Here is a 23,973-nt window from a genome sequence, read left to right on the forward strand (position 1 = left end):
TCGCTTCAAAGACCTGGTGGCCCAACAGGGCGCCCTGCAAAGCATGAGCCGGCGCGGCAACTGCTACGACAACGCCCACGCCGAATCATTTTGGAGCCGCTTCAAAGCCGAACTGCTCGACGGCGGCTCCTTCCCTGGCCTAGCCGAAGCCCGGCTCGAAATCAGCCACCACATTGCCTATTACAACGCGGAACGCCGGCATTCCGCCCTCAATTACCAGTCGCCAAACCACTTCGAAACACAACTCCAAACAACGTCCCAACTCTGTCCAGCTTAGCTAGACCACCTCACTTCGCCCTTGCCGGTACAGCTCGTTCTGCCGCTCCGCACTCCGGTAGCACTCCGTGATAATCGGCCGCCCCACCAGCCGCAGCACCGGGTCGCCCAGCCACCTCCCCAAAGCTTGCCCATAAGCTGCCTGCAGACAAGGTACTGCCTCGCCCAGGCGCTTAGCCTGAAGAGTCGTCTGCTTCACCGACAGCAGTGGCGGTTGAGTAGGGCGGGAAGAAACTACGTGGCGCATACGTCAGATGCTGGTATAATAGGTAAAGTAAAGATGCAAAATTTACACTACTATCTAATAGGGTACGCAGAAATTATTATTGCAGTTATTGACTTATTCTTATGTGGGCGCTGCCTTCGGCCCGGGCTGTCCAGGGCTCCGCTTCGCTACGGTGCTACGCACAGCTCCCGCTCCGCGTCGCTCCCTTACCATCCCTAGCGCATCCCGCCAATTTCAGTTGATTCTACTGCTCCGATGCCGTTCCGCGCTCCGGTCCGGGGCCCCCGAAAAGGCCCCCAACCTCCGCTACCGAAACCCACCACCCCGGCCCGCCTCCTTGCGCTCCTGCGTCGCTCCACTCGGCCGCCCTCTTTCCACCGCACCTGCCTCAGTCTTTCCAGTTCCGGGTGCCGGCCGCTTCCCGCTGGTCAGCCACCAGCCCCCCGATACGCCCCACCGCCCGCCTCCCGCTGGTCGGCCGGCTCCCGCGCCCCGCCAGCCGGATTCCAGTCACATAAGAAACCCCCGATTCCAGCCAATACAGGCACAAATACAGGGGTGAAATTACATGGCGGTTACATAAGATTGCAGCTCGAAGCGGCTCAGAAGCGGCACCAGTGGCGCACCCAATAGTCTGGCAACAGGGGCTACTCAGGTGTTAACCGCTGCAAGCTCCGCACCGCCCGCAGCCACTGCCCCTAAAGCCCCCACAGCCACTTGCCGATTCCTGGCGGCGCTTTCATGCTCAGGCTTCGCCCAGCATCTAGGTTCAAGGTGCGCTTCGCGCGTAGTTTTTCTGGGGGCGGCCCCCAGACCCCCTATCATTCAAGGCTTAGGTGGTTGGGCGGCCGGTCAGCAACCCGCCACAACGTCAGCGGGGCCGTGTCAGGCTCCTGGCAGGGGGCGGCGCTTGCGGGGCGGGGTCGGCGGTTAGGCGTCCAGTACCGCGCTGGTAGCGGCCCCAGCGGCCAGCCTCACAGCCCCAGCCCGCCGGCTACCGGCCCCGCACCGGGCGCGGGCGCGGTCAGCCACTCCATCGGCTTGCCCAGGCGCGCCGCTCGGCGCGCTGCGTCCAGCGTGCCCCGGCTCACTCCATCCCAGCACACCAGCACCAGGTCAGCCGCCGCCACTAGCTGCCCATTGCGCACCAGCGGCGCGGCCGGCCCGTGGGCGCGGTAGTCGGGCCGGTACTCGGTCAGCGGCACCCGGTTGCGTCTGGCCCAGTCGGCCGCCAGCTCATCCACGCCCCGCGCTCCACCGCTTACCACTGCCGCCACCTCGCCGGCTCCGTGCAGCGCATCCAGGCGGGCCAGCAGCGCCGGGCAGTGCGCCAGGTCGCGGCTTCCTGTCACAGCTACTATTTTTTGCATCCTAATCATACTACAATATACAAATTATTAGCGTATTTAAATGTAAAGACTAGATAAATATTATTACCTAATAATGTATTATATTCAAATAAATAGCGTATATTTAGGTAGTAGTTCGGGAAAGGCCCGGACGCCACGCGCACCCCGGCGGGCCCCCGGCCGCGCACCCTACGGCTAACCTCTACAGCCATGTTCACTGCTTTGCAATTCTCGCAGCTCGCCGCTGCCGCCTGGTCAGGTCCCGCCGCAAGTCACCACGCTGCCACCAGCCACTACCAGGCCCCCGGCGGGTACTCCGCTACCGAGTATTGGGTAGCCTACCACGTCGGCCAAGCTACTTTTTACAAGTCGGCTGCTTGCCCGTTCGAGGCCATATCCGCAGGCGTGGCCGCCGCCGCTGCCGCCGGTGTTCCGGTTTGCCGCCACCACGCCCAGCGCACCATTGCCCGCGCCGCCGCCGCCCTCTGTGGGGTTCGCAGCCTTGGCCGCCCCGGTTTTGCCTGCCGTGCCCGTGCCCGCCGTGTAGCCCGCTTTTCTCATGCGTAGCGCCCCCGCCACCGTAGCAGCCGCCCCCACGTGGGCGGCTGCCCTGCCGGCCCTGTGGCTCCTCGCTCGCGCCCAGGCAGTCCACGCCGACGCCCGCGACCAGCACCTGCACCACCGCCAGCAGTGTACCGGCCATAAGCATTGCGCCAAGCTCCTACGCCAGGCCGCCCGCGCCATGCTCTCCACCGCCGCCCGCGTGTACCACGCCAGCCCCCGCGCTGCCCTTGACCGCGCCGCCGCATCCGCCGCCTGTTAGCCGCTCCGCTATGCAACGCCACATCAAAATAGAGCACCGCCACCGCCGCCGCGTGTACGGCTACGCCGCCACGGCCAAGCTGCTGCTTTCGGGCCGCTGGCTGGAGGCCGCCGGCTTTGCCCCCGGCACCGTCGCCCAGGTCGAGGTGCAGGCCAGCCGCCTCATTATCACCCCCGCCCCAGTCCAGTAACCACCGGCCCGCGCCCTGCACGGCGGCGCGGGCCACCAAACCCCCACAGTATGCCCGCCACCGCTACCACTTACCAGCCCCAGCTACTCGACCCGCACAGCGCCCAGCCCCAACCCGTCAGCCCCGAAAACGGCCGCAGCTTCAAGCTGGCCGAGCTATACCGGCTCCTCGATTGCCAGACCGTCGACGTAGTGCGCCTCTCCGCTGACTTGATTCTGATAATCGACGACGAAGGCAAGTTCCGCCAGCCAGCTTACCTGAATCTGCTGGCCACCTACCTCTGGTACCAGCACCAGCCCGCCGCCCGCGGCCAGGATTCCATCGTCGGCCGCGCCCTGCTTTGCCACGACAAGCAATTTAAATAATCCCCACACCGGCGACGGGGCCGGCCGCTAACGGGCCCCGCTTTTTTCACCCTCTTACCTCTTTTCGTCATGGCTACTGCCACCAAGACCCCCAAAACCCCCGCCGCATCGGCCGCCACCGCTGCCGCCGTTGCTGTCCACGCCCCCCGCCGGGCCTACCTGACGGCCACCCTGGACGAGGCCAGCGGCGAGCTGACCGAAACCAGCCGCTTCCGTTACCTGCCCGGCCACCCCCGCCAGATTCGCTTCGATGCTAAGGCCGGCCAGTTCAACATCAATGGCATGACCCAGGTAGGCAGCTCGCTCAGCTTCATTCCGCTGGCCTGGCGCATCTTCTCCGATGACATTCTCAACATGGGCCGCAAGCTGTGGGCTGAACTGTTCTACGCCGACGAGCGTGGCGCGATTTGCGCCGTGCTCTTCCACGGCTACAGCGTTGAAAACCTCTACCGCCTCATCGAGCCGCTGTTCTACGACGAGCTCACGCTGGCCGACGTCGTGGTAACGGTGCAGGCCGTGAAGAAGGAGACGACCAAGGACGGCAAGAAGGCCACCTACTATATCGCCGAGTTCAGCTACGAGCCCGCCGAGCTGGCCGAGATAGTGGCCCGCCGCGACTTCGCCCAGGACTTTCCCATCTGGCGCGAGGAAACCCACACCGGCGCGGCCGAAATGCGCACCAGCCACGCCTACAGCCCCCCGCCGGCCACCACGCCCGCCCGGCTCGAAGAGGCCTTCACCGCCGCCCTGGCCGAACCCGCCGCATAGTACCGCCCGGCCCTCTTCCCACCGCCACCAGCAGGGGAGAGGGCCACCCGGCGGCCCAAACAGCCAGAATGCAAACGCCACCCCCAAGACCTCTACCACTATGCCCCTGACTTCCCGCGCCCCCGACCCCGAGTTATACCCGCCTCAACTCCCGGAATTGGTTTGCCGCCAAGCCCCCGCCGACGAGGCCGAGGCCGCCCGCCTCACCCAGCTGGCCCAGCTCGTGGCCACCAGCCCGCCACTGTCCGACGTGCGCGACCTAGCCCCGGCCGTGCGCGTGCTGTTCCCGCCCCCAGCCTACGAAGTGGGGTGCGGTGGAGCCCATATCTGGCTTCACCGCGCCGATGAGAAGAGCCAGCTGGCCGTCATTCTGTAATTCTCCTCAATTAATAGCTCAAAAAACGCTGCCATGTTCACCAACCTCACTGCCCATTCTCAGCTGACTCAGGCCCAGCACCGCGCTTTGCCCCACGTCAGCAACACCGACCTGTCCACCCTCAAGGCCGACCTGCTCGGCCAGACCCGGAGCGCCAACCCCCAGGCCTTCGTATTCGGCACCGCCTTCCACGAGGCCGTGCTGGAGCCTGACCGCTACGCGCCGCCCGCCACGCTGGCCCCAGCCCAGCGCCGGCTGCTCGATACGCTGGCCGCCGCCGTGCGCCGCCACCGCTACTGCCGCGACCTGCTTTACCGCGGCACGCCCGAGCTCACCCACACCGCCACCCACGAGCCCACGGGCCTCACCGTCAAAGTGCGCCCTGACCTGCTGCTCACCACCCCGCGCCTCGGCCGCCGGGTGCTGGTCGACTTCAAAACCACCAGCTGCCGCGACTACGCCCACTTCCTGGCCACCGTCGAGCAGTATGACTACGACCGCCAGGCCGCCTTCTACGCCGACGTGCTCCAGGCCGAGCGCTTTCTCATCATCGGCGTCCAGAAGAAAGCCCCCAACGAAATCTGGCTGGTCGAACTCTCGGCCGACGCCGACACCATGGCCCAGGGCCGCAAGAAGTACCAGCGCCTGCTCCGCGCCTACGCTCAGCACCAACTGCCGGTAGCTGCCTGAGCAATGGCTCCTGCAGACACTCGCAAAAGGCGGCCATTATCTCCCCCTACAGAGACAATGGCCGCCTTTCGTAAATTGCGCTAGGTTCAGTGTCAGTCATCGATATGTTTTCCTACTATTGGTCTCAATAGCTAGTCCAACATCTTTCGCATCGTTTTTACCATGCTACTAGCCCGAGAATGGACTTTTGATTCCGTGCAGCCCGGCCCCGACTTATTTGGCTACTGGAGCGCGGAGGATATTGGGCCCTTGGACTTAACGGGCTTACGCACCACGCCAGGAGGATTGTCACCACCAGCCTTCTGGTTGGATGAAACGAGTGGCCAGGCGCTGCTACGCCCAAACACTCTTGCCGACGCAGGGCGAGAGGTGCACCAACAGTCTTTCTATTTCGAGGTAGTCGCAGTTTCCACGCAGTGCCTGCATCTGGCCCTGTGGATATGGTATGAGCCGGTCGGTAAGCACCAACATACGCTGACTTTTGCCTGGGCTCCGCTCGATTCAACACGGGGTAGTAAAAAGGCATCTCCACAGTAGGTTTCAAGTCAGTACTTAAGAGGAAGGCGCTTTCCAAAACGGTTATTGAAGCAGCCAGAGCGCCACGGGCGGCCACCATCACCCACTTGTATGATACTCGGTTTCGACTCCGCCTTCGTGCCCTCGATTCAGGCCGGCACCAAGATTCACACCATCCGCCGGGGCCACCGCTGGCAGGCCGGCCAGCTCATCCACTTCTGCCTGAACGCCGACCAGGCCACCGGCCAAACCTTTCACCCCGATGCCCCGGTGCACAGCATCCAGCACCTGCGCATCCTCGACGGTCAGCACCTGCTCATCGACGAGCGGCCCATCCGCGGGGCCGAGCTGGAGCAGTTGGCCCGCCACGATGGATTCCCCGACGCCCAGACGCTGCTGCAATGGTTCCAGGACCACTACGGTCCCGTCTTCGACGGGCAGCTCATCCACTGGACGCCCGCCCGCTACTAGGGGCCCGCTCATGTCACCCCGGCTGGCACGACCAGCCCCAATAAGTCAAAAAAGCCCCGTACCAATCCGGTACGGGGCTTTTCGTTGGGTGAGCACTCAGGCCTCCAGCGTGATGGTGCGCGTCGTGGTGATGGTCGAATCGGCCGCGTCGGCGAACTTCACCACCAGCTCGTCGCCGGCCGACTTCGCCCCGAGCCCGATAAACCTGCTGCGGCCGTTGTAGCAGGTGATAAACTCGCCGGCATACACCGGGTGCTCAACAAGGGTAGAGCCCGAAGGCGAGTTAGCCCCAACCCACAGCGACCAGCTGCCTTCCGATAGTTCAACGCGTAGCTCCGTAACCTCAATCGGGGACGGTGCGGGGGGAGGCGGTGGGGTAGGTGTAGGTGGTGGGGTAGGCGGGAGCGTAGGAGTGGGTGAAACCGGCACACTACCCCCGATTTCGCCAAACAGCAATTCAGCCCCCAGCGCCAGCCCCCCGTTTCCGTCCACTGTCGGGCCAGGCAGCTGCACCTCCTCGCCTGGCACACTCTGGCCCAGCAGCCCGCCGAGCAGGCCGACTGTATCGGCCGTGCGCAGGTCGTGGATGAGGATAGTTTCGGTCGAAATATCCACGCCGTAGAGCAGATTCACCCGGTCCAGCCGGGCGCGGGCGTCATCGGCCCCAACAAGTGCGGCCATCAGGTATCCGGCGTATTTGCGGGCCCGCGCATCATAGCGCGCCCGCAGCCGCAATGCATCCTTTGTGCGCTTGTCGGCTTGTTTCTGATAAGCGGTTTTGGCAGGCATAATAGGAGAAGTTGACGTGGAAAAATGCAATAAACTGCTAGCGCCAGGCGACCGGGGCTCCTGGTAGGTTGCTCCTAGGAAGCTCCTTGCTAGCTCCCACCGCCCCCGACTGGCCTAAATGCAAAACCGCCCCGGCCAGACAGAAGCAGACCGGGGCGGCGTTGCACGGCTGCCATTAAGCAACCTGAGCCTGCGTAGTAGACGAGGCATCGGTACCGTCCGCCCGGTAGGCGAAGGCCAGCACCATCAAATCGGCGGCCGGCACGCCCAGCAGCGCGTCGTCCTCGATGTCGATGCTGCCATCGGCCCGGGTTGCGTCCTCATCGGCGGTCGATACCACCCGGCCGGTAGTCTTGTTCACCACCAAAGCCTTCACCCCGTCGGTGTCCAGGGCCACGTTGCCGTTGCTATTGTCGAGGAAGCTCACCGTTACCTTGCCCGCCACCGCGTCCAGCGCGGCCGTCACACGGGCCAGCGGCTCCACGCCCCCACCCGAAAGCACCAGTTTCGAATAATCCACCGAGGCCACGCCCAGCGCGTCGGCCTGCGTGTTGGCGAAGTTCTGCTGCACGAAGCGGTTGTAGGCCGATACCCCGCCCTGGGGCTTGAGGCCCTTGCGCACCGGAATGCTCAGCGCCCGGAACAGTTCGGCCAGCCGCTTGAAGCGGCTGCGCGTGTTCTGCTGAGCCGGCGTGTTGCTGCTGTTAGGGCCCACTTTCTGCCGAAGAATGTTCACCCCGTTTTGCTTGGTGAACGTGATTTGTCCTGCCGACCCTTCAATGTCGCCAAGAAGACTGCGAATTCGTGCCATAAGTGAAAAGAGAAAAAAGAGTGAGAGAAAAAAACCGGCTGACTAATCGCGCTAAAACCCAGGGCAGCCAACCCAGGCCCGCGCTTTTTCTTGTTTATTGAAGGCCCGCCATACCCCCGGCCGAACCGGGGCCGCTAGGCCGCACTTCCAGAGCCCGCGCCGGGCCGCCTGGGCCTGCTGCTGCTCGGTGGCCCGCCCTGCCACCACATGGCCGGGGTCGTAGGCCCAGGCCCAGCCCCGTACCACCAGCAGGCTATCCAGCGCCACGGCCGGTCGCCTATCGAAAGCTGCGGGCCGCAGCTTCACGGCCACCAGGTTGCGCCCGTAGGTATCCCCGCCCAGCACCCGAACCCACACCAGCCGGCCCTGCACCAGCGCCGCCACCTGCTCCGTGGCCTGCCGGCCGTAGGGCTGGCTGCTCTCAGGCGCATCCACCCCCAGCAGCCGCACGCGGGCCACCGTCCCCGCCGGCGAATCCACCTCGTAGGTATCAGCATCCACCACCCGCCGCACCCGCATCAGCTGCCAGAAACCAGTCGGCCCCAAAACCACCGCAGCAGCCCCACCCGGCCGCAAAGCCCGCGAGGCCCGCACCGTCTGCCCCTCCGCCGGAATTAGCGTTGAGCAGCAGAGCATAAGTAGGAGGGAGGGGTATCTCATAGGAACAAACATAGTAAAGTTTTATATCATTTGTCAATAATTGTGTAATATGTATTTCGGTAAAGTATAGCCAGCTGGATTTACTGCCGACCACAAAAAACAACCCGTCCTATTCAATAGGACGGGTTGTTCTCATGGGGGTATAGGAGCAGAGGTTACCGCTAAGCCAATTCGTGTAAGGCCTCGGTGGGCAAGTGCAGCTGCTGGGCTAGGGTCTGCACCACGACAGCCAGTAACTGCTTGGGCACGGACAAAAACCGCAGGGTAAACAGCCGTACGGCGTACCCGAACTGGGCGCAGGAACGGCAATAGTTGACCAGGAACCGGATGTCCTTTGGTATTCCGAGCGGACAGCCTGCTTGCTTGTTACTCGGCCCGCAGGCTCAGCACGGGGTTGCGGCGGGCGGCCCGCCAGGCCTGCACGCTCACGGTGAGCCAGGCGATGAGCAGGGCGCCCATACCGGCCGCCGCGAAGTACCACCACTGCCACGCCACGCGGTAGGCAAAGCCCTCCAACCACCGTTGCAGGAGCAGGTAGCTCAGCGGCAGCGCCAGGACGATGGCCACGACCACCAGCCAGGTCATGCTGCTGGTCAATAGCCACACAATGCTCAGCTCGCTGGCGCCCAAGGCCTTGCGGATACCGATTTCCTTGCGCCGCCGCTCAGCGGTGAAGGCCGCCAGGCCCAGCAGACCCAGGGCGGAAATGAGGATGGCCAGCCCGGCGAAGTAGCGGGCGAGCACCGCCACCCGCCGTTCGGCCACGTACTGGGCCTGGTAGTCGGCATCCAGAAACGTGTAGTCGAGCGTAAAGCCGGGGTTATAGGCCGCGTACAGTTGCTGAAGCCGCGCAATCGTGGCCTGCTCTGCGCCCGGCTGGAGCTTCACCAGCACCGTGTTAATCTGGGGGTCGAGCTTGAGAAGCAGGGGTTTGATTTTTTCGTGCAACGACTCGTAGTGGAAGTCGCCGACCACGCCCACGATGCGGGCGCCGTCGAGCTGTTGGCCCACGGGGTCGGGCATCCCCAGGCCGGCCACCAAGGCTTGGTTGACGAGGATGGCGGCGCTGTCGGCGCGGAACTGTGGCGCAAAACTGCGGCCGGCTACCAGGTGCAGGCCCATCGTTTCCACCAGGTCATAGCCCACCAGCATCGTCGCTACGGGCAGGCGCTTGCCCTGCCAGCTCATCTCGGCGACGTAGCGCCCGCCCAGAAAGCCGCCCAGCACGCTGGACGCCTGCCCGACGCCGGGCAGTTTCTTCACCTCGGCCAGAAAGGCCGTCTGCTCACGCGCCGCCTTGCCGCCCGTATCAAAGCGGAGCACGTGCGCCTTGTCGTAGCCCAGCGGCTGGCGCTGCACAAACGCCATCTGCGCGTTGACGACCACCACGGCCACAATGAACAGCACCGAGAGCGTGAACTGCAGCACGACCAGGCCCTGCCGCGTCCACACCTCACCGGCCCGGGTCGGCAGCTTGCCTTTGAGCACGGCCGCCGGCTGGAACCCCGACAGGTAGAACGCTGGGTAGCTGCCCGCCAGCAGCCCCGTACCCAGTGCCAGGGCCAAGCTGGCCCCCACTAATTGGGGCTCCCAGCACAAGGTCAGGGGCTTGCCCGTCAGCTCGCTGAACTGCGGCAGCACGAGCTGCACCAGCCCCACGGCCACCACCAGCGCCAGCAGGGCCATCACCACGGATTCGGTCAGGTATTGTCCCACCAGCGCGGCGCGGCTCGCCCCCAGGGCCTTGCGGATGCCTACTTCCTTGACCCGCCGCGAAGCCTTGGCGGTGAACAGGTTCATGAAATTGATGCTGGCAATCACCAGAATGAGCCCGGCAATCAGGGCCAGCAGCCGCACGTAAGCAATGCGTCCCCCGGTGGCGACGCCGTTTTCATAGGTGCCGTGCAGGTACCCCGCCGCGAACGGCCGCACCAGCAGCGTGCGCCCCTGGGCTTGGGCCTGCGCGCTTTTGGTTTTCAGTAGCCCGGCCAGCTTGGCCTGAAACTGCGCGGGGTCGGCCCCCTGCTTCAAGGCCAGATAGGTGTTGAAGGGGCCGTCGTCGTCCCACTTGATGGTCTCGCCCATCTGCATCTGGTCCTTGAATGAGGCAAATGGCAGCACGCAGTCAAACTGCTCGGACGAGTTGCGCGGCACCCCGGCAAACACCCCGGCCACCAGGCAGGTCTGCTTGCTGTCAGCCATTTGCCATTCCACGGCTTTGCCCAGGCTGTTCTGCGGCGTCTGAAAGAGCTTGGTGGCCAAAGCTTCGGAGAGCACAATGGCGTGTTTATCCTGCAGCACCGTGGCAGGGGTGCCCACCAGCAAAGGGTAAGAAAACAGCTGGAAGAAGGCCGGGTCCGCGTATTTGGGAACGGCAGTAAGGTGCCGGCCGCCCGCCGCCAACGTGAAGGCGGGGAAGAACGGGACCGGCGTGGTGGTGGCCACGAACTCAATCTCCGGCATTTCCCGCCGCAGGGCCTCGGCCAGCAGCGGCACGGTGCCGGTTTGGGTCTCGATGCCGGCGGCCGTGCGGCGGTTTTCCAGCACCTGGTAGAGCCGGCCGTCCAGGGCGTGGTAGCGGTCGAAGCTGCGTTCGTCGCTTACCCAGAGGTAGATGAGCAGCGCGCCGGCCAGGCCGGTGGAGAGGCCAATCAGGTTGAGGAAAAACGTGCCTTTGAACCGCTTGAAGTTGCGGTAAATAAGCAGCAAAGGGTAGGGAAGCATGGCCGCAGGAAGAGGAATCGGTTAGAACTAGGGGCGGCTGTTTTCCAGCACCACCTGCCCGTCGAGCAGGCGGATGACGCGCCGGGCGTAGCGGGCATCGTGCTCGGAGTGCGTGACCATGAGCACGGTAGTACCCGCCTCATTCAGCTCGGTCAGCAGGCCCAGCACGTCGTGGCCACTGGCCGAGTCGAGGTTGCCGGTGGGCTCGTCGCAGAGCAGCAGCGGCGGGGCGTTCACCACGGCCCGGGCCACGGCTACGCGCTGCTGCTGGCCGCCCGAGAGTTGCAGTGGAAAGTGGTTGCGCCGGTGCAGCAGCTGCATTTTCTCCAGCACCTGTTCCACCCGCTGCCGCCGCTCGGCGGCCCCTACGCTGAGGTAGCGCAGGGGCAGCTCCACGTTCTCAAACACTGTCAGCTCATCAATCAGGTTGAAGCTCTGAAACACGAAGCCCAGGCTGCGCTTGCGCAGCTCGGCCCGCTGCCGCTCGGAGTAGCGGCTGGTTTCGGTGCCCAGCAGCTGCAGGCTGCCGCCGTCGGGCTTGTCGAGCAAACCCAGCAGGTTGAGCAGCGTCGATTTGCCGCAACCCGAGGGCCCCATGATGGCCACAAACTCCCCCTGCTCCACGCTCAGCGAGACGTGGTTCAGCGCCTTGGTTTGCACCTCTTCAGTGCGGTACACCTTTTCCAGGTTTTCGGTCTTAATCATGCGTATTCTAGGGTCAGGTAGTTTGTAAGATGCCTAGGGCTGTGCTTCATCCAGCACCAGCTCCTGCTGGTCAGCGTAGCCTTCGTAGCTGGAGGTCACGACCCGGTCGCCGGGTTGCAGGCCCGCCAGCACTTCGTAGTAGTCGGGGTTCTGCCGCCCTAGCCGGATGGGCACCCGTTGGGCCCGGGTGCCGTCGGCCCCCAGCTTGAACGCCCAGTTGCCCACGGTTTGCTGGTAAAAGCCGCCCTTGGGCAGCAGCACCGCCGGGGCCTTGGCACTCAGCGCCAACCGAATGGGCAGCGTCTGGCCCCGCCGCAGGCCCGGTGGCTGGGTACCGGTAAAGGCCAGGTCGATTTGCAGGCCTTTGGCCACCTGGGCGAAGATTTTGGTCACGCGCAGGGCATACGCCTGGCCCTCCACCACCACTTCGCCCACCTGACCGGCTGCAATGCGGGCAATATAAAACTCGTCCACCGCGGCGTGTAGTTTCACGCCCGCCAGCGCATCAATCTGCCCCAGGCGCTGGCCCCGCGTCTTGGCCGCGCCCACTTCCGCCGCCAGCGCGCTGAGTTGCCCGCCGACCGGGGCCCGCACCAACAGGTCGTCCAGCTTGCGCCGCATCAGGTTCAGGTTGCTACTCATGCGCTGCACCGATTCCCGCAGGGTACCCAGCTGCTGCTGCATGGCAATGGAGTCCTGGCGCAGGGTCTGCTGGGTGAGCTGGCGCCGGCGCAGCTGGTAGCGGTAGGCGTTCTGGCTTTGCAGGTACTCCTGCCGCGCAATCACCTGCTGGTCGTAGAGCTGTTGGTTGGTGTCGAATACCCGCCGGGCCTCGGCCAGCTGAAAGTCGATTTCGGCCAGCTGATTCTGGCGCAGGATGCGGTTTTGCAGCAATTGGTTGCGGGTGTTGCGCAGGTTGTTCATCAGCTCGTACACGGCCGTTTCGCGGTTCACCATTTCCAGCTGCAGGTCGGGGTTGGCCAGTTGCAGCAGGGGTTGGCCGGCCGTCAGGGTCGCGCCTTCTTCCACCAATACCTGCTGCACCGTGCCGGCCTCCGCCGCGTCCAGATACACAGTAAGCAGCGGCTGCACCACTCCGTCGATGGCCGTAAATTCCTGAAAATTACCCCGCGTAACGGGGTTGATGGTCAGCCGGCTGGCCGCCACGTGCAGCCGCTGGCCCGGCCGGGGCCAGTAGAGGCCGGCCACTCCCGTGCCCATTAGCACCAGGGCCGCCAGCCACCACCAGCGGGCAACAAACGACCACTTTTTCTTCGGTATCAGGACATCCATTCGGTTCGGCGCAGACAATAACAGGAATGAGCTACTGCCCGAAAGTGCCAAGAACGGTGCCTGTGTCGCAAATTACTGCTACTCAGTAGTATGTTTTGAGACTTGGGCGCTAGCTGCCACTAAACGTCCGGTTTTGATACAGCGGAGTGTTCGATTCTGATACAATTTAAATCGGTTGACGGGCGGAAAACGGTCTAGCCAATTGAAAGCCAGTGTTTTTGGAAGCCTGCATGATTTATGAGGTCCTCTCAGAATACGGAAAGTAGCGCACGTTGCGGGCTAAAGGGGGCTGCCAGGGCTAGGTGTCGAGTCAAAGCCTTTAACTCGGAGGTTTTATGCTAGCAGTTTAACAATACCCAACTCTGGGACAAGTGGTGGGTTTGGGCTAGCGTCGTCTCGCTGGTTAAATGCAGTGTTTTTCTAGAATGAGCTTCGCATATTGAGCGTTGTTTTACTATGCCACGCAAACATGAGGGTCAAGCTCTGTCTTTTATTCTTCGTCTTTGCTTCCTGTAGTGCAGATAGTGCAGAACGTACGCCCCCTTCGCCCGCTGTGCAGGAGTATTTGGAGGAGGTAGTCCGTATTATGCAAGCCAATTTTATTCATCGGGCGACCATAGACTGGGTAGCGTTCAAGAGGAACATGCTAGCGCAAGCAAGCGGCGCCAAAACAATTGAGCAGGCCTATCCAGCGGTTGAATTTGCCCTCGTGGCCCTCGGCGATAAGCACACTCAGTTTTATGGTGCCCGCCCGGTGAAAGGCCCCGAACTACTCCCTGCCAAGCAGCCCCCGCTATACCCCGACGAGCCGGTTGCTGAAGACATCGGCTACATCAGAATTCCGTGGGTTGTCGGCAGTCAGGAAAAGCTGGCCGAGTATATGACCCAAGTGCAAGCCCACATCAAGGCGCGGGATAAGCCAGCATTAAAAGGCTGGATTGTGGATTTGAGAGGGAATATGGGCGGGAATATGTGGCCGATGCTCGTGGGGGCAGGGCCGATTTTGGGAGAAGATACGCTTGGCTATTGTATTGACGCGAATGACACCAAAACCGCATGGCGATACGAAAAAGGCAAGGCATTGTCGGACGGCGACATAGAGGCAGAAACAGCTAATTATTATACGCTTGTGTCTGCCAACCCAATAGTGGCCGTGCTGACCGATACGCTAACGGCCAGTTCGGGCGAGGCCGTTGCCGTCTGCTTCAAAGCCAGAAAGCATACCCGAAGCTTTGGGTCGGGCACATGTGGGGTATCGACCGGCAGAGGCCGCTTTTACTTGTCTGATGGATCCGTTCTCTTGCTGACAACCGCCGTGTTTGCCGACCGCCGTCTGATACGGTATGGCCACTCACTAGCCCCTGACGAGCCGCTCAGGCCAGCAGAAGTAGTGCCGCGAGCCATTCGCTGGATCAGAGAAGAATACACCGCGAAGAACTAAGTGGCCTGGGGCCTGGCCTGGGGCCTGGCCTGGGGCCTGGCCTGGTACGGGTGCCAGATAACCCCGACTTTTACGTTTTACCCAGCCTTTTTTCATGCTTCTTAAGCAAGCCCGCATCCTGTTAGTTGACGACGAGCCCGATGTGCTGTTCGCCCTCAAGCTGCTGCTCAAAACGGAGGTGCGGGAAGTCGTGACGGAGAAAAACCCGGAACGGCTGCTCTCGCTGCTCCGCCAGCAGCCCTTCGACGCCGTGCTGCTCGACATGAACTACCGCAGCGGCCAGACGACGGGCAACGAGGGCTTCTACTGGCTGGACCGCATCCGGGAGCACACCCCCACCACGGCCGTTATCCTGCTCACGGCCTACGGCGACGTGCGCACGGCAGTGCGCGCCCTTAAAGCCGGTGCCACCGACTTTCTGCTCAAGCCCTGGCACAACGACCAGCTGCTGCAAACGCTGGCCGCCGCGCTCCAACCTAAAACCGGCAACAAAACAGGCAGCAGCCCGAAAAAACCAGCCAGGCCGGCCACTACTACCGCTTTGCTGGGCGAGTCAGCCGCCATGCAGGAAGTGCGCGCCATTATTGAAAAGGTCGCCCCGACCGAAGCCAACGTGCTGCTGCTCGGCGAGAACGGAACCGGCAAAGAATTGGTCGCCAAATCCCTGCACGAGCAGTCGCGCCGCGCCGCCCGGCCCTTCGTGGCCGCCGACGTGGCCGCGCTCAGCGAGGGGTTGTTTGAAAGCGAACTGTTCGGGCACCTCAAGGGCGCGTTTACCGATGCCCAGGCCAGCCGCGTGGGCCGGTTCGAGGCGGCCACTGGCGGCACGTTGTTTCTGGACGAGATTGGCAACATTGGCCTGCCCCAGCAAGCCAAGCTGCTCACGGCCCTGCAAAACCGCCAGGTGGTGCCCGTGGGCAGCAACGCCCCCGTGCCGGTGGATATCCGGCTGCTGTCGGCCACCAACGCCCCGCTGCACGCCCTGGTAGCCCGCGGCACCTTCCGCCAGGACTTGATGTACCGCCTCAATACGGTCGAAATCACGCTGCCGCCCCTGCGCGAACGGGCCGACGACGTGCAACTATTGGCTCGGCACTTCGCGCAGCTGTACGCCACCCGCAACGGGCAACCCGTACCGGAATTCAGTGCCGCCGCCCTGCGCAAGCTCCAGGAGCACCCCTGGCCCGGCAACGTGCGGGAACTGCAGCACGCCGTGGAACGGGCCGTTATTCTAGGGGCCGGCCCGGTGCTGCTGCCGGCCGATTTCTCGTTTCGGAACCCCGAATCGGCGGCGGCTTCTGCGGCGGCGACTACTGGGGCGGAGCAGCCACTGCCGTTGCTGGAAGTGGAAAAGAACACCATTCAGCAGGCCATTGCGCGCCACCAGGGCAACCTCACCAAAGCGGCCAAGGAGCTGGGAATCACCCGCACCGCCCTCTACCGCCGGCTCGACAAGCATGCTATTTAACCGCCTGGACGTGCGCCTGCTGGGGCGGTTGGTGCTACTGGTGGCCGCGCTGGCCGGGGGCGGGTACGCCGCGCTGCACCACGCCTACGGTCTGGCCCTGGGGAGCCTGCTGCTGCTGGTAGTGCTGGTGCTAGAGCTGGCCCGCTACCTGACGCGCGGCCAGCAGGCCCTAGCCGATTTCACGCTGGCCCTGCAATACCGCGACTTTACGCGGCATTACCCGGCACAGTCCGGCCCGGCGTCGCTGCGGCCCCTGCACGAGGCCTTCAACCAGGCCAACGCCACGTTTGGGGAGTTGCGGGCCGAGCAGGAAGGGCAGTTCCAGTACTTGCAAACTATCCTGGCCCTGCTCGATACCGGCATTGTGTCCTACGACGCGGCGGGTACCGTAGGCTGGGTAAACGAGGCGTTCAAGCAGACGCTGCACCTGCCGTACCTGAAAAATATCCGAGCGCTGCACGTTCGGCAGCCGGTGCTCTACGAGGCCATCAGCCGGGCAGTGCCCGGCCAGCCTGAGGTGGTGAAACTGACAGTGGGTCCCCAAACGGTGCAGCTGCTCGTGTCGGCCACCCAGTTTACGCTCCGCGGGGAAGCGTTTACCCTTCTGGCCTTCAAGAACGTGAGCCAGGCCCTGGCGGATACCGAAACGGCCGCCTGGCAGCAGCTGCTCCGAGTGATGACGCACGAAATCATGAACTCCGTGGCCCCCATTGCCTCGCTGGCCGATTCGCTGGGCCGCCACGTGCAGGCTGCCCGGCAGCAGGCAGCTTCGGATGAGTTGCTCGACGACGTGGGGACTGGCATTCACATCATCCAGCAGCGCAGCGAAGGGCTGCTGCGCTTCGCTCAGGTGTACCGGGATTTTAGCACCCTGGCCGCGCCGCAGCGCACGACCCTGTACATACAGGAATTGCTCCAGGCCACCCGGCAGCTATTGGCGCAGCAGCTGGCTGCGCAGGGTATCGAGGTCACCCTCAGCGTCCGGCCCGCCCACCTCACCCTGCACGCCGACGGCCACCTGCTGGAGCAGGTGCTCATCAATCTGGTGCTTAATGCGGCGCAGGCGGTTGCGCAAACGCCCAACCCGCGCATCAGACTGCTGGCCTGGCCTGATGAAGAGCAGCGGGTGGTTGTGGAGGTGAAAGACAACGGAACCGGTATTCCCGCCGACGTGCTGGACAGCATCTTCGTTCCTTTTTTCACCACCCGCCCCAACGGCTCCGGGATTGGGTTGAGCCTGGCCAAGCAAATCATGCAGTTGCACCAAGGCAGCATTCAGGTTCATTCCGTGGAAGGGGCCGGCAGCGCCTTTCAGCTGTGGTTTCCCCCTTCAGTTTCCTTTTAGGGAATGGACATAGCCTGCTTAAATACCACTATTACCCCTCATCCGTCAAGTAGGCCAAAATGCCATCAGGCCGCCGGCTCCACCGCGCAGATGCTGCCGATTGTTTCCGGCCCAGTATCATGTTCTGCGCCATCCCAAATCCGCCGCATCGTCTGGTGTTGGAAGTCTTCCACCACCTTGGCGTAAATCAGCGTCGTTTTGATGTTGGCATGGCCCATCACCTTTTGTAGCACTTCCACCGGCATACCCCGCAGCAGGCTCTGCGTGGCGAAGGTGTGCCGGGCTGTGTGCATGGTCACCAGCTCATGGAGGCTCACTGGCCGCTTGCACACCAGCCCGCTCACTACTGCCGACTGTTCCACCTCCCGCTCCAGGCCGGCCAGCCGGCAAATCCGCTTCAAATAGCGGTTCATCACCTGGTTCTGATACACCGGCAGCAGCCGCGCCCCCTTGCCCGAGCGTTCCGCCCCGGCATACTTGGCCAGCAGGGCCCCGGCCACCCGCGTTAGGTACACGCTCACCCGGGTGCGGGTCTTGGTCTGAATCAGACGCAGTACCTGCCCGCTGCCGTCGGGCAGCGCCTCCACGTTGCCGCCGTGCAGCTGCAGCACATCGGAGTAGCGCAGGCCCGTGTAGCAGCAGAACAGGAACACGTCCCGCACCGGCACCAGCGTCGAGGGCAGCACGGCCACCCGCAGCTGCTCCAGTTCGCCGGCCGTCAGGTACACCTTGTCGGTTTCCTCACTCGAAATCCGCAGCTTGTGCGGCTCCACCGCCAGCGTGCAACCCCGCTCGTCGCTCAAGTAGCCAAACAGCCGGCGCAAATCCTTGCCCACCGTGTAAAGCGAGTTGGGCGCCAGCCCCCGCACCGTCCGCAAATAGGCCACCACCGAATCGTGGGTAGCCAGGTCATACGTCGCCACCGTGAGCGGCTGGCCCGCCAGATTCTGATAGTCGCGCAGCCAGTTGCCCACCACCAGGTAGTGGCGCAACGTGTTCCACATCAGCCCCCGCCCGCGCATCACCTCCCGAAACTTCATCAATTCCTCGACCACCAGCAGCTCGGCCGGGGCCGGGGCGGCTTCCGCCGGACGTAGCGCGGATTTCAGCCCGGCCACCGTGGGCGGGTCGCCCGCTGCCCTTACTGCCCGCCACCAGGTTAGCACGTCGGTGGCCATGCGCGCCAGCAGGGCGTTGGCATCCTCGAAGAGGGGGTAGGAGCGGCGAAACTGCTGCCGGTCCTCGTTCCAGTCGGCCGGCCGGCATTTCTCACCCGTCGAGCAGGCCAGCCGTGCCCCGTCGAAGTACACCATCAGGTACACGGGACATTCTCCCGCCTTGTTTTGCTTCTGCCTGCGCAGCGTGAATTGGGTTACCATAAGAGGGTAGCGTGTAGGGTAGCGTCGCTTCCGCCGTTAAGTGAAAGTTTCGCGCCCAGGAGTGCCATTTCCCCCGAACGCAAAAAACCCGGAAACATGCCTTCGCGGTGCGAGAAGCAAGTTTCCGGGCGTTCCGGGGGTGCTAAAATGAGCCTCCTGTCGGGGCTCAATTATTCAATCTCAGTGCCTTGTAAGTCGCACAATTTCAATTGCTTGTAAAGCCGGCTCGCTTGGCCGGCTTTTTACTGTGGCTTATTCTGGGACCTGTTCCTCCAAATGCCGCCGTACCTCGGCCCGGTCGAAGCCCAGCGTCTCAATCACCTGAAATATGCGCTCGGCCGTAATTTCCGGAAAGCTTGGAATCAGGGTCGACAAGTAGCCCCGCACCCGCCAGAGCTGGCCGATGTCGGCGGCCGGCAACTCGTAGGGCAGCACCGCCGGATTATCCGAGTACAGGCGCACCATCTCGCTACGGTCCATTATCCGCTCCCGGATGCGCTTGAGCATCACGCTCTCCTCCGTCACCACCACGTAGATGTCGCCCGGCGTGAGCAGGTCCAGGCGCTCAACCGGCGACACGATAACGATGTCCCGGTGGTTGATGGTGGGCTCCATGCTGTCACCGAAGACTTCAAATGCGCAGAACGTCCCGAACTCAAAGCCCGGCAGACGGTAGTAGCGCAGCTGCTTTTTATATACGGGCTCATTGTACTGCCGCACGTAGCCGGCCTGCGCCAGAACCGGCACGAAGGGAATCGTCTCCTTGCCCTCTTCGTCCACCGTGATGGTCAGAATCCGGTCGAACCCCGATACCCCCTTTTGGCTGGCTGCCTTGGTCAGGTTCAGGGTGGGTTTGGGGGCCGGTGCGTCAGTGGCCGTGGCCGAGCGCAACATCGGGCCCACGCCCAGCATCAGCCAGTCCGCCGATATATTCGGCCACTGCGTTAAAAAGTCTACCAGAGTAGGATAGCTGGGCTCCGCTCCCCCCAGGATGCTGTACAGCTTGCTGGTTGTGCTGTACCCCAGTGCTTTCGTAGCACTGCTGGCGTTCAGGTTGTAATGCTCAAACAGTTGCTGGACCCGCTGCACCACCGCCGGTATCTTTTTAGTCTGTGTATCAGCGCATTTCATGCTATTTCCTGTTTTGTTGCAACATTTGTTCCTGGATAGCCTTAGAAATGCGACAAAAAGCAATTACATTTCAGTGGCAATATACATACTAAACAGGAAACAACATGGAAAATAACGGGAAAAAGCCCACCGCGTTGCAACTCGTGCTGCAAAAACTTGGGGGCAAGACGTCCATCATGCGCGATACGCTCGAACGACTGCAGGGCCGGGGCATCAAAACCAGCAAGTCGGCCCTTTACCAGGCCATTGCCGGCCGCACCCACCGCCAGGAAGTGGTCGAGGTATTTCTGGAAGTGGCCGAGGAAGAGTTCGAGCGCCGCCGCCAGGTCGACGAGCGGGCCCGCCAGTTAATCGATGAGGACTGATGCAAACCGTCGTCCTCATCCCCGAACCCGAGTGGCGGCAAATCGTCCACCGCCTCGACCAGCTGGAGCAGGCCGCCCGGGCCACCGCGCCAGCCGCTGAACCCGCCGGCCAGTTCCTCAACGTGCGCCAGGCCGCCGCCCACCTTGGCATGAAGCCCGACGGCCTGCGCAAGGCCCGCCGGGCCGGCCGCATCCAGGGCGTGCGCCTCAACGAGAAGGAGTGGGGCTTCCGGCCCGCTGAGCTCACCCGCTATCAGAACCGCTACAACCGCTACCCAGCCACCACTGAACGGCAAGCAGCCTGAGCCGCATGCTCTTGTGGGCCCCTTGAACGTAAGCCGAAGATGGTTTCACTTTTCATCCCCATCTCCATGCAACCGTTTCTGCTCATCCCCGAATCCGAGTGGCTGGCGCTGCGCGCCGAAGTAGCCCAGCTGTCCGAACAACACGCCCAACTCCTGCAGCCGGCCCCGGCCGCGCCCGACCAAATCCTGCCCACTGAGCAGGCCGCCGCCTACATCGGTTTGTGCGCCGAATCGCTCCGTCGCGCCCGACGCATTGGCCGCATCCAGGGCGTCCGCCTCAACGAGAAGGATTGGGGCTACCGCCGCTCCGTACTCGACGCCTACCCGCTCCGCTACCACCGTCCTTCCCCTTTCAACTATTCCATTTAGTCCACTTCCGGCCCCAATTCCCTTATCCCATGCCAACTCCCCACCACGCGCTGGTCGGCCCGGCCGCCGACGAGCCTGCCCCGCGTTCCATCCTGCGCATCCAGAAAGCCCGCGTCAAGCACCAGCAGCTGCAGTGCGAATTCACCGAGCAGCGCACCGACCAGGCCCCTCCCCGCACCTTCGCCCTCACCTGCCAGGAGCTCGTGCACCCCGACCTGCTTCACTGGTTTGAGCAACTCGTGCCCCACCTGTGCCTGCTGTGCGAGCAACTATCTGAGACGCCCGACTTCTGGCCCGACGACGAGACCGGCACGCTCCCCGACCACTTCGCCGCCTTCACCGTCACCGGCTTCACCCTCGGCGGCAGTGGGAGCGGAGTCACGCTCATCGGCCAGCGCCAGCTCGCCGGTGGCAAGCTGCTCAATCTGACCAGCCCCTACGTAGCCTTCGACCACGAGCTCGAACCCTACGCCTATGCCGGCTTGCTCGAAGCCACCGTCCAAACCGCGCTGCTCGAAGTGGAAGCCGCCCTGCGCGGCAAGTGCACCGAGTGCCGCCAGCTCGGCCTGTTCGAGCCGCCCGCGCCCTTTACGGCCCCCGACGAGCCCTTCGTTCCGCTGATTCCTATGCCGGCGCATGCATGAACTACGTGGCCCACACCCGCGCCGCCCACGAGCACCTGAGCCAACAAGCCCAGGCCCGGCCCCACCATGTCAGCCTGTATTGGGCCCTGTTCTTTGAGTGGAATGCTGCCCGCTTCCCCGCCGGCCTCGACCTCGACCACCCCGCCACCATGCGGGCCGCCCGCATCGGCAACGAGCGCACCTACCGCGCCGCCCTCTACGACCTCGACACCTGGCAGCTGCTGGCCTACCAGCCCAGTCAGTCGCGCTACGGCCGCAGCCGCTGCTTCCTCACCGACTTGTCCCAACCGCCCGCCATCGGGGGCAGAAGTGCCCCTGATGAACCAGTCGTACCGGACTCGAAAGTCCCCCCGGTAAATCCCGGCACCGCGGGCACTTCTGCCCCCGATGCCGCCCAACCATCACAGGCACAAGTGCCCCCCATGCACCTGCCCACCGGGGGCACAAGTGCCCTACATGAAAAAGGCGCATCGGGGGCAGTTCTGCCCCCAGCACTTCAGGCACAAGTGCCCCCGATGCGGGCTTCATCGGGGGCAGAAGTGCCCGAAGACACCTTATATGGTAAAACAAAAGGTTTAAACAGTGTAGTAGTAAACGGCGGTGGCGCACCCAAAAAAAAGTGGGAGGGTGGCGAAGGCGAAGGGCTTTCAAGTGTGGAATTGCTCGACGAGCCCAAGCCGCCAAACAGCGTGGCTCCAGCCTCAAAAAAGAAAGTTGCGCCAAAGAAAAAAGGGGTAGGAGCGAGCCCCATCCGGCACGCCGCCCAAGCCCAGACTGCCGATGCCAACCCGCCCCCCAAACGCGGCCGGCCCCACCGCCCCGAAGTCCCCTTCGCCGAGTCCGCGCTGGCCACCTACGAGAACTTTGCCGCCGCCTTCGCCGGCACCGATTACGAACTAGCCGACCTGCGCTTCTACCACGCCCAGGTCACCAACTGGCGCAAAAACGGCGAGCCGCCCCGCCGCCGCGACTGGAAAGCCACCGCCACCCAATTCATGCTCAACGATGCGCACGATAACCGCCTCAAACTCGCCCCCGGCCCTCACGCCAACAATGCCACCGGCCCCGGAGCACTCTTTGCTCGCACTGGCTTCCGCTCCAAGTACGATGCGTGAACTGGCCGCCACGCCCAACCCCGAGGCCCGCGCCCTGCTGGCCGAGCTGTCGGTGGGCCTCACGATGGCCCAGGCCGCCGCCGCGCCCAAGCTGTTTCAGCTACGCCGCCAGCTCGGCGAAATCGTGCTCGTCAAGCTGCTCATCATTATCCTGCGCGCCTTCCTCGACTCGCTGCGCGTACCCGACAAGCCCGACGCGGCCGATGTCCTGGAGCTGGCCGACACGCTCACCCACACCTACACCCACGAGAGCGTCAAGGATATCATCCTGGCCCTGAAAGAAGCCCGCACCCGCGGTAGCAAGTTCTTCGCCTCGCTCGACGTTTCCCGCATCTACGCCCTGCTGGCCGAGTACTTCCAGCGCAAAGCCACCTACCTCGAAACCCAGCACCTCGACCGCAAAGCCCAGGCCGCCGGCGAGGCCACCGCCACCCTCACCCAGCTCCAACAAACCGCCCCCCAGTTGGTAGCCGCCATCGGCCGCCGTATCCCATCCGACCACCCCAACGCCGAGCACCTGCGCCAGCGGCTCACCCTCATCAACCAGCGCCAAAAACGCGGCCTGCTCCCGCCTGCCGAAGCCGAGCACCAACGCCACCAACTGCAACTACTCACCCAGCGCAACCCCCGCCCCGACTGGCAGCCCAGCCCCGAAGCCCAAAAGGAAATCGACCGCCGCCACCGCGCCGAAGACCGCCGCCTCGCCGACCGCTACCGTCCCAACTCCGCCGCCTGAATAATTCCGCGCCTGCTATTGTGCAGTTGGTAGTTATCCTATCCGCAGCTAATCTAGACTGTTAATTAGCACAGGGTGCTCACAATCTTGACCGCCGCCCTCGGCTGCCGCTTGCCTCATAAATCCGAACAGAACCTGACAACCAACCAACCTTGGCTTGCTATCAATTTTCACTGGACCATCCCACCCTATTAAATCTGCTAACGAGAATATCCTCTGTTGAAATCTGCAATTTCACTCGCTGGAATAGTGGCCCTTCTTCTTGCTTCATCCTGAGGCGAGCCTAAAACAAAGCCATGTTGAAAAAGCGGATTGATTAATTCCCTGCCTTGGTCGCATCGGCGGTTGAATATCGTGATATATCCGGGGCGTGTGTTATTATATACTTCGGCAACCAAATCGACAGGTGCATTTCCATTATCGACGTAGTATAATCTTCTTTCAACACCCCATTTATTTTCCTGTAGATAGTATGGACCTTGTCCTGGAGTAGGTAGCGAGTGCCCTTTGGTATCGACCTTATATTGCCCTTCAAATGATGAAATTTGACCTGCAGGAACCTCTACTTCGATAAGAACCTGACGGGCCGGATTGGCGAGGTAACCTGCTATTTCAAAAAAGTTGTTCATGTTTTTTGCTGTGG

28 protein-coding genes are annotated in these 23,973 nt (G+C 63.1%); 18 read left to right on the forward strand and 10 right to left on the reverse strand.

Annotation, left to right across the window (positions count from 1 at the left end; translation table 11 throughout):
• On the forward strand, window positions 1–277 hold a 277-nt coding region (locus H145_RS0115160; RefSeq protein WP_019946365.1), incomplete at its 5' end, for an integrase core domain-containing protein.
• A 1,199-nt stretch (window positions 278–1,476) separates the two neighbouring features.
• Here H145_RS0115160 and H145_RS22915 read toward each other — a convergent pair.
• Window positions 1,477–1,872 (reverse strand): DUF2493 domain-containing protein, encoded by a 396-nt coding sequence (locus H145_RS22915; protein WP_019949009.1) that lies wholly within the window; start codon window positions 1,870–1,872, stop codon window positions 1,477–1,479.
• Between the two features lie 189 nt (window positions 1,873–2,061).
• Here H145_RS22915 and H145_RS24205 point away from each other — a divergent pair, with 189 nt between their 5' ends.
• The 8 genes from H145_RS24205 (at window position 2,062) to H145_RS0115205 (ending at window position 6,050) form a co-directional block, all read left to right on the forward strand.
• Complete coding sequence (locus tag H145_RS24205; protein WP_157541628.1) at window positions 2,062–2,418, forward strand: hypothetical protein; 357 nt, start codon at window positions 2,062–2,064, stop codon at window positions 2,416–2,418.
• Window positions 2,411–2,674, forward strand: coding sequence for a hypothetical protein (locus H145_RS0115175; protein ID WP_019949011.1), 264 nt, complete (start codon window positions 2,411–2,413; stop codon window positions 2,672–2,674). The genes H145_RS24205 and H145_RS0115175 overlap by 8 nt, the downstream gene beginning before the upstream one ends.
• Window positions 2,675–2,684: 10 nt before the next feature.
• The gene (locus H145_RS21525) at window positions 2,685–2,864 is read left to right on the forward strand and encodes a SymE family type I addiction module toxin (protein ID WP_019949012.1); all 180 of its coding nucleotides are present in this window, start codon (window positions 2,685–2,687) and stop codon (window positions 2,862–2,864) included.
• A 50-nt stretch (window positions 2,865–2,914) separates the two neighbouring features.
• Window positions 2,915–3,229, forward strand: a complete 315-nt coding sequence (locus H145_RS0115185; protein WP_019949013.1) for a DUF3846 domain-containing protein — start codon at window positions 2,915–2,917, stop codon at window positions 3,227–3,229.
• A 69-nt stretch (window positions 3,230–3,298) separates the two neighbouring features.
• Window positions 3,299–3,997: a hypothetical protein gene (locus H145_RS0115190; RefSeq protein ID WP_019949014.1), complete on the forward strand. Its 699-nt coding sequence runs from the start codon at window positions 3,299–3,301 to the stop codon at window positions 3,995–3,997.
• Between the two features lie 100 nt (window positions 3,998–4,097).
• On the forward strand, window positions 4,098–4,373 hold the full coding sequence (locus tag H145_RS0115195) for a hypothetical protein (protein WP_083937803.1): 276 nt from the start codon (window positions 4,098–4,100) through the stop codon (window positions 4,371–4,373).
• 33 nt (window positions 4,374–4,406) lie between these two features.
• Window positions 4,407–5,063, forward strand: coding sequence for a PD-(D/E)XK nuclease-like domain-containing protein (locus H145_RS0115200; protein ID WP_019949016.1), 657 nt, complete (start codon window positions 4,407–4,409; stop codon window positions 5,061–5,063).
• Between the two features lie 627 nt (window positions 5,064–5,690).
• Window positions 5,691–6,050, forward strand: a complete 360-nt coding sequence (locus H145_RS0115205; RefSeq protein ID WP_019949017.1) for an ASCH domain-containing protein — start codon at window positions 5,691–5,693, stop codon at window positions 6,048–6,050.
• A gap of 96 nt (window positions 6,051–6,146) precedes the next feature.
• Here the strand turns inward: H145_RS0115205 and H145_RS0115210 are convergent, their stop codons facing one another.
• From H145_RS0115210 to H145_RS0115240, 6 genes are all read right to left on the reverse strand, one after another.
• Window positions 6,147–6,839, reverse strand: a complete 693-nt coding sequence (locus H145_RS0115210; protein WP_019949018.1) for a hypothetical protein — start codon at window positions 6,837–6,839, stop codon at window positions 6,147–6,149.
• A 175-nt stretch (window positions 6,840–7,014) separates the two neighbouring features.
• Window positions 7,015–7,650, reverse strand: coding sequence for a DUF6266 family protein (locus tag H145_RS0115215; RefSeq protein WP_026351546.1), 636 nt, complete (start codon window positions 7,648–7,650; stop codon window positions 7,015–7,017).
• A 51-nt stretch (window positions 7,651–7,701) separates the two neighbouring features.
• A complete protein-coding gene (locus tag H145_RS24885) occupies window positions 7,702–8,286 on the reverse strand; it encodes a thermonuclease family protein (protein WP_262489236.1) in 585 nt (194 codons plus the stop codon).
• Between the two features lie 390 nt (window positions 8,287–8,676).
• Window positions 8,677–11,034, reverse strand: coding sequence for an FtsX-like permease family protein (locus tag H145_RS0115230; protein ID WP_019949021.1), 2,358 nt, complete (start codon window positions 11,032–11,034; stop codon window positions 8,677–8,679).
• Window positions 11,035–11,061: 27 nt separating this feature from the next.
• Entirely contained in the window at window positions 11,062–11,739 is a 678-nt protein-coding gene (locus H145_RS0115235) for an ABC transporter ATP-binding protein (protein ID WP_019949022.1), read from the reverse strand.
• A 33-nt stretch (window positions 11,740–11,772) separates the two neighbouring features.
• Entirely contained in the window at window positions 11,773–13,032 is a 1,260-nt protein-coding gene (locus tag H145_RS0115240; RefSeq protein ID WP_019949023.1) for an efflux RND transporter periplasmic adaptor subunit, read from the reverse strand.
• Window positions 13,033–13,618: 586 nt separating this feature from the next.
• On the opposite strand from H145_RS0115240, the gene H145_RS21530 reads away from it, so the two are divergent.
• From H145_RS21530 to H145_RS0115255, 3 genes are all read left to right on the forward strand, one after another.
• Entirely contained in the window at window positions 13,619–14,473 is an 855-nt protein-coding gene (locus H145_RS21530) for a S41 family peptidase (protein WP_169513199.1), read from the forward strand.
• A 94-nt stretch (window positions 14,474–14,567) separates the two neighbouring features.
• Window positions 14,568–15,941 carry a sigma-54-dependent transcriptional regulator gene (locus tag H145_RS0115250; protein ID WP_019949025.1) on the forward strand — a complete coding sequence of 458 codons (1,374 nt, stop codon included), beginning with the start codon at window positions 14,568–14,570 and terminating at the stop codon, window positions 15,939–15,941.
• On the forward strand, window positions 15,931–17,286 hold the full coding sequence (locus H145_RS0115255; RefSeq protein WP_019949026.1) for a sensor histidine kinase: 1,356 nt from the start codon (window positions 15,931–15,933) through the stop codon (window positions 17,284–17,286). Before H145_RS0115250 ends, H145_RS0115255 begins: the two co-directional genes overlap by 11 nt.
• A 65-nt stretch (window positions 17,287–17,351) precedes the next feature.
• Here the strand turns inward: H145_RS0115255 and H145_RS0115260 are convergent, their stop codons facing one another.
• Both H145_RS0115260 and H145_RS0115265 read right to left on the reverse strand, forming a co-directional pair.
• Window positions 17,352–18,665, reverse strand: coding sequence for a site-specific integrase (locus H145_RS0115260; protein WP_019949027.1), 1,314 nt, complete (start codon window positions 18,663–18,665; stop codon window positions 17,352–17,354).
• Between the two features lie 252 nt (window positions 18,666–18,917).
• The gene (locus H145_RS0115265) at window positions 18,918–19,796 is read right to left on the reverse strand and encodes a S24 family peptidase (protein WP_083937804.1); all 879 of its coding nucleotides are present in this window, start codon (window positions 19,794–19,796) and stop codon (window positions 18,918–18,920) included.
• 104 nt (window positions 19,797–19,900) lie between these two features.
• Here H145_RS0115265 and H145_RS0115270 point away from each other — a divergent pair, with 104 nt between their 5' ends.
• The 6 genes from H145_RS0115270 to H145_RS0115295 all read left to right on the forward strand — a co-directional run bounded on the left by H145_RS0115270 (window position 19,901) and on the right by H145_RS0115295 (window position 23,330).
• Window positions 19,901–20,161, forward strand: a complete 261-nt coding sequence (locus H145_RS0115270; protein ID WP_019949029.1) for a hypothetical protein — start codon at window positions 19,901–19,903, stop codon at window positions 20,159–20,161.
• Window positions 20,161–20,466 (forward strand): MerR family transcriptional regulator, encoded by a 306-nt coding sequence (locus tag H145_RS0115275; protein WP_019949030.1) that lies wholly within the window; start codon window positions 20,161–20,163, stop codon window positions 20,464–20,466. Before H145_RS0115270 ends, H145_RS0115275 begins: the two co-directional genes overlap by 1 nt.
• A 66-nt stretch (window positions 20,467–20,532) precedes the next feature.
• Complete coding sequence (locus H145_RS0115280; protein WP_019949031.1) at window positions 20,533–20,835, forward strand: hypothetical protein; 303 nt, start codon at window positions 20,533–20,535, stop codon at window positions 20,833–20,835.
• Window positions 20,836–20,864: 29 nt separating this feature from the next.
• Complete coding sequence (locus H145_RS0115285; protein ID WP_019949032.1) at window positions 20,865–21,479, forward strand: hypothetical protein; 615 nt, start codon at window positions 20,865–20,867, stop codon at window positions 21,477–21,479.
• Window positions 21,476–22,594 carry a hypothetical protein gene (locus H145_RS22920; protein ID WP_019949033.1) on the forward strand — a complete coding sequence of 373 codons (1,119 nt, stop codon included), beginning with the start codon at window positions 21,476–21,478 and terminating at the stop codon, window positions 22,592–22,594. The genes H145_RS0115285 and H145_RS22920 overlap by 4 nt, the downstream gene beginning before the upstream one ends.
• The gene (locus tag H145_RS0115295) at window positions 22,587–23,330 is read left to right on the forward strand and encodes a hypothetical protein (RefSeq protein ID WP_019949034.1); all 744 of its coding nucleotides are present in this window, start codon (window positions 22,587–22,589) and stop codon (window positions 23,328–23,330) included. Before H145_RS22920 ends, H145_RS0115295 begins: the two co-directional genes overlap by 8 nt.
• A 200-nt stretch (window positions 23,331–23,530) precedes the next feature.
• On the opposite strand, the gene H145_RS24210 is transcribed toward H145_RS0115295, so the two are convergent.
• Complete coding sequence (locus H145_RS24210) at window positions 23,531–23,959, reverse strand: hypothetical protein (protein ID WP_157541630.1); 429 nt, start codon at window positions 23,957–23,959, stop codon at window positions 23,531–23,533.
• Window positions 23,960–23,973 lie beyond the last annotated feature (14 nt).

The organism is Hymenobacter aerophilus DSM 13606 (genome assembly GCF_000382225.1).
GTDB classification, from domain to species: Bacteria; Bacteroidota; Bacteroidia; order Cytophagales; family Hymenobacteraceae; genus Hymenobacter; species Hymenobacter aerophilus.

What these genes read in the sequence shown, in the direction of transcription:
- H145_RS22915 (WP_019949009.1), bottom strand. Translation starts at nt 1,872, where the DNA reads ATGCAAAAAATAGTAGCTGTGACAGGAAGCCGCGACCTGGCGCACTGC.
- H145_RS24205 (WP_157541628.1), top strand. Translation starts at nt 2,062, where the DNA reads ATGTTCACTGCTTTGCAATTCTCGCAGCTCGCCGCTGCCGCCTGGTCA.
- H145_RS0115175 (WP_019949011.1), top strand. Translation starts at nt 2,411, where the DNA reads ATGCGTAGCGCCCCCGCCACCGTAGCAGCCGCCCCCACGTGGGCGGCT.
- H145_RS21525 (WP_019949012.1), top strand. Translation starts at nt 2,685, where the DNA reads ATGCAACGCCACATCAAAATAGAGCACCGCCACCGCCGCCGCGTGTAC.
- H145_RS0115185 (WP_019949013.1), top strand. Translation starts at nt 2,915, where the DNA reads ATGCCCGCCACCGCTACCACTTACCAGCCCCAGCTACTCGACCCGCAC.
- H145_RS0115190 (WP_019949014.1), top strand. Translation starts at nt 3,299, where the DNA reads ATGGCTACTGCCACCAAGACCCCCAAAACCCCCGCCGCATCGGCCGCC.
- H145_RS0115195 (WP_083937803.1), top strand. Translation starts at nt 4,098, where the DNA reads ATGCCCCTGACTTCCCGCGCCCCCGACCCCGAGTTATACCCGCCTCAA.
- H145_RS0115200 (WP_019949016.1), top strand. Translation starts at nt 4,407, where the DNA reads ATGTTCACCAACCTCACTGCCCATTCTCAGCTGACTCAGGCCCAGCAC.
- H145_RS0115205 (WP_019949017.1), top strand. Translation starts at nt 5,691, where the DNA reads ATGATACTCGGTTTCGACTCCGCCTTCGTGCCCTCGATTCAGGCCGGC.
- H145_RS0115210 (WP_019949018.1), bottom strand. Translation starts at nt 6,839, where the DNA reads ATGCCTGCCAAAACCGCTTATCAGAAACAAGCCGACAAGCGCACAAAG.
- H145_RS0115215 (WP_026351546.1), bottom strand. Translation starts at nt 7,650, where the DNA reads ATGGCACGAATTCGCAGTCTTCTTGGCGACATTGAAGGGTCGGCAGGA.
- H145_RS24885 (WP_262489236.1), bottom strand. Translation starts at nt 8,286, where the DNA reads ATGCTCTGCTGCTCAACGCTAATTCCGGCGGAGGGGCAGACGGTGCGG.
- H145_RS0115230 (WP_019949021.1), bottom strand. Translation starts at nt 11,034, where the DNA reads ATGCTTCCCTACCCTTTGCTGCTTATTTACCGCAACTTCAAGCGGTTC.
- H145_RS0115235 (WP_019949022.1), bottom strand. Translation starts at nt 11,739, where the DNA reads ATGATTAAGACCGAAAACCTGGAAAAGGTGTACCGCACTGAAGAGGTG.
- H145_RS0115240 (WP_019949023.1), bottom strand. Translation starts at nt 13,032, where the DNA reads ATGGATGTCCTGATACCGAAGAAAAAGTGGTCGTTTGTTGCCCGCTGG.
- H145_RS21530 (WP_169513199.1), top strand. Translation starts at nt 13,619, where the DNA reads ATGCAAGCCAATTTTATTCATCGGGCGACCATAGACTGGGTAGCGTTC.
- H145_RS0115250 (WP_019949025.1), top strand. Translation starts at nt 14,568, where the DNA reads ATGCTTCTTAAGCAAGCCCGCATCCTGTTAGTTGACGACGAGCCCGAT.
- H145_RS0115255 (WP_019949026.1), top strand. Translation starts at nt 15,931, where the DNA reads ATGCTATTTAACCGCCTGGACGTGCGCCTGCTGGGGCGGTTGGTGCTA.
- H145_RS0115260 (WP_019949027.1), bottom strand. Translation starts at nt 18,665, where the DNA reads ATGGTAACCCAATTCACGCTGCGCAGGCAGAAGCAAAACAAGGCGGGA.
- H145_RS0115265 (WP_083937804.1), bottom strand. Translation starts at nt 19,796, where the DNA reads ATGAAATGCGCTGATACACAGACTAAAAAGATACCGGCGGTGGTGCAG.
- H145_RS0115270 (WP_019949029.1), top strand. Translation starts at nt 19,901, where the DNA reads ATGGAAAATAACGGGAAAAAGCCCACCGCGTTGCAACTCGTGCTGCAA.
- H145_RS0115275 (WP_019949030.1), top strand. Translation starts at nt 20,161, where the DNA reads ATGCAAACCGTCGTCCTCATCCCCGAACCCGAGTGGCGGCAAATCGTC.
- H145_RS0115280 (WP_019949031.1), top strand. Translation starts at nt 20,533, where the DNA reads ATGCAACCGTTTCTGCTCATCCCCGAATCCGAGTGGCTGGCGCTGCGC.
- H145_RS0115285 (WP_019949032.1), top strand. Translation starts at nt 20,865, where the DNA reads ATGCCAACTCCCCACCACGCGCTGGTCGGCCCGGCCGCCGACGAGCCT.
- H145_RS22920 (WP_019949033.1), top strand. Translation starts at nt 21,476, where the DNA reads ATGAACTACGTGGCCCACACCCGCGCCGCCCACGAGCACCTGAGCCAA.
- H145_RS0115295 (WP_019949034.1), top strand. Translation starts at nt 22,587, where the DNA reads ATGCGTGAACTGGCCGCCACGCCCAACCCCGAGGCCCGCGCCCTGCTG.
- H145_RS24210 (WP_157541630.1), bottom strand. Translation starts at nt 23,959, where the DNA reads ATGAACAACTTTTTTGAAATAGCAGGTTACCTCGCCAATCCGGCCCGT.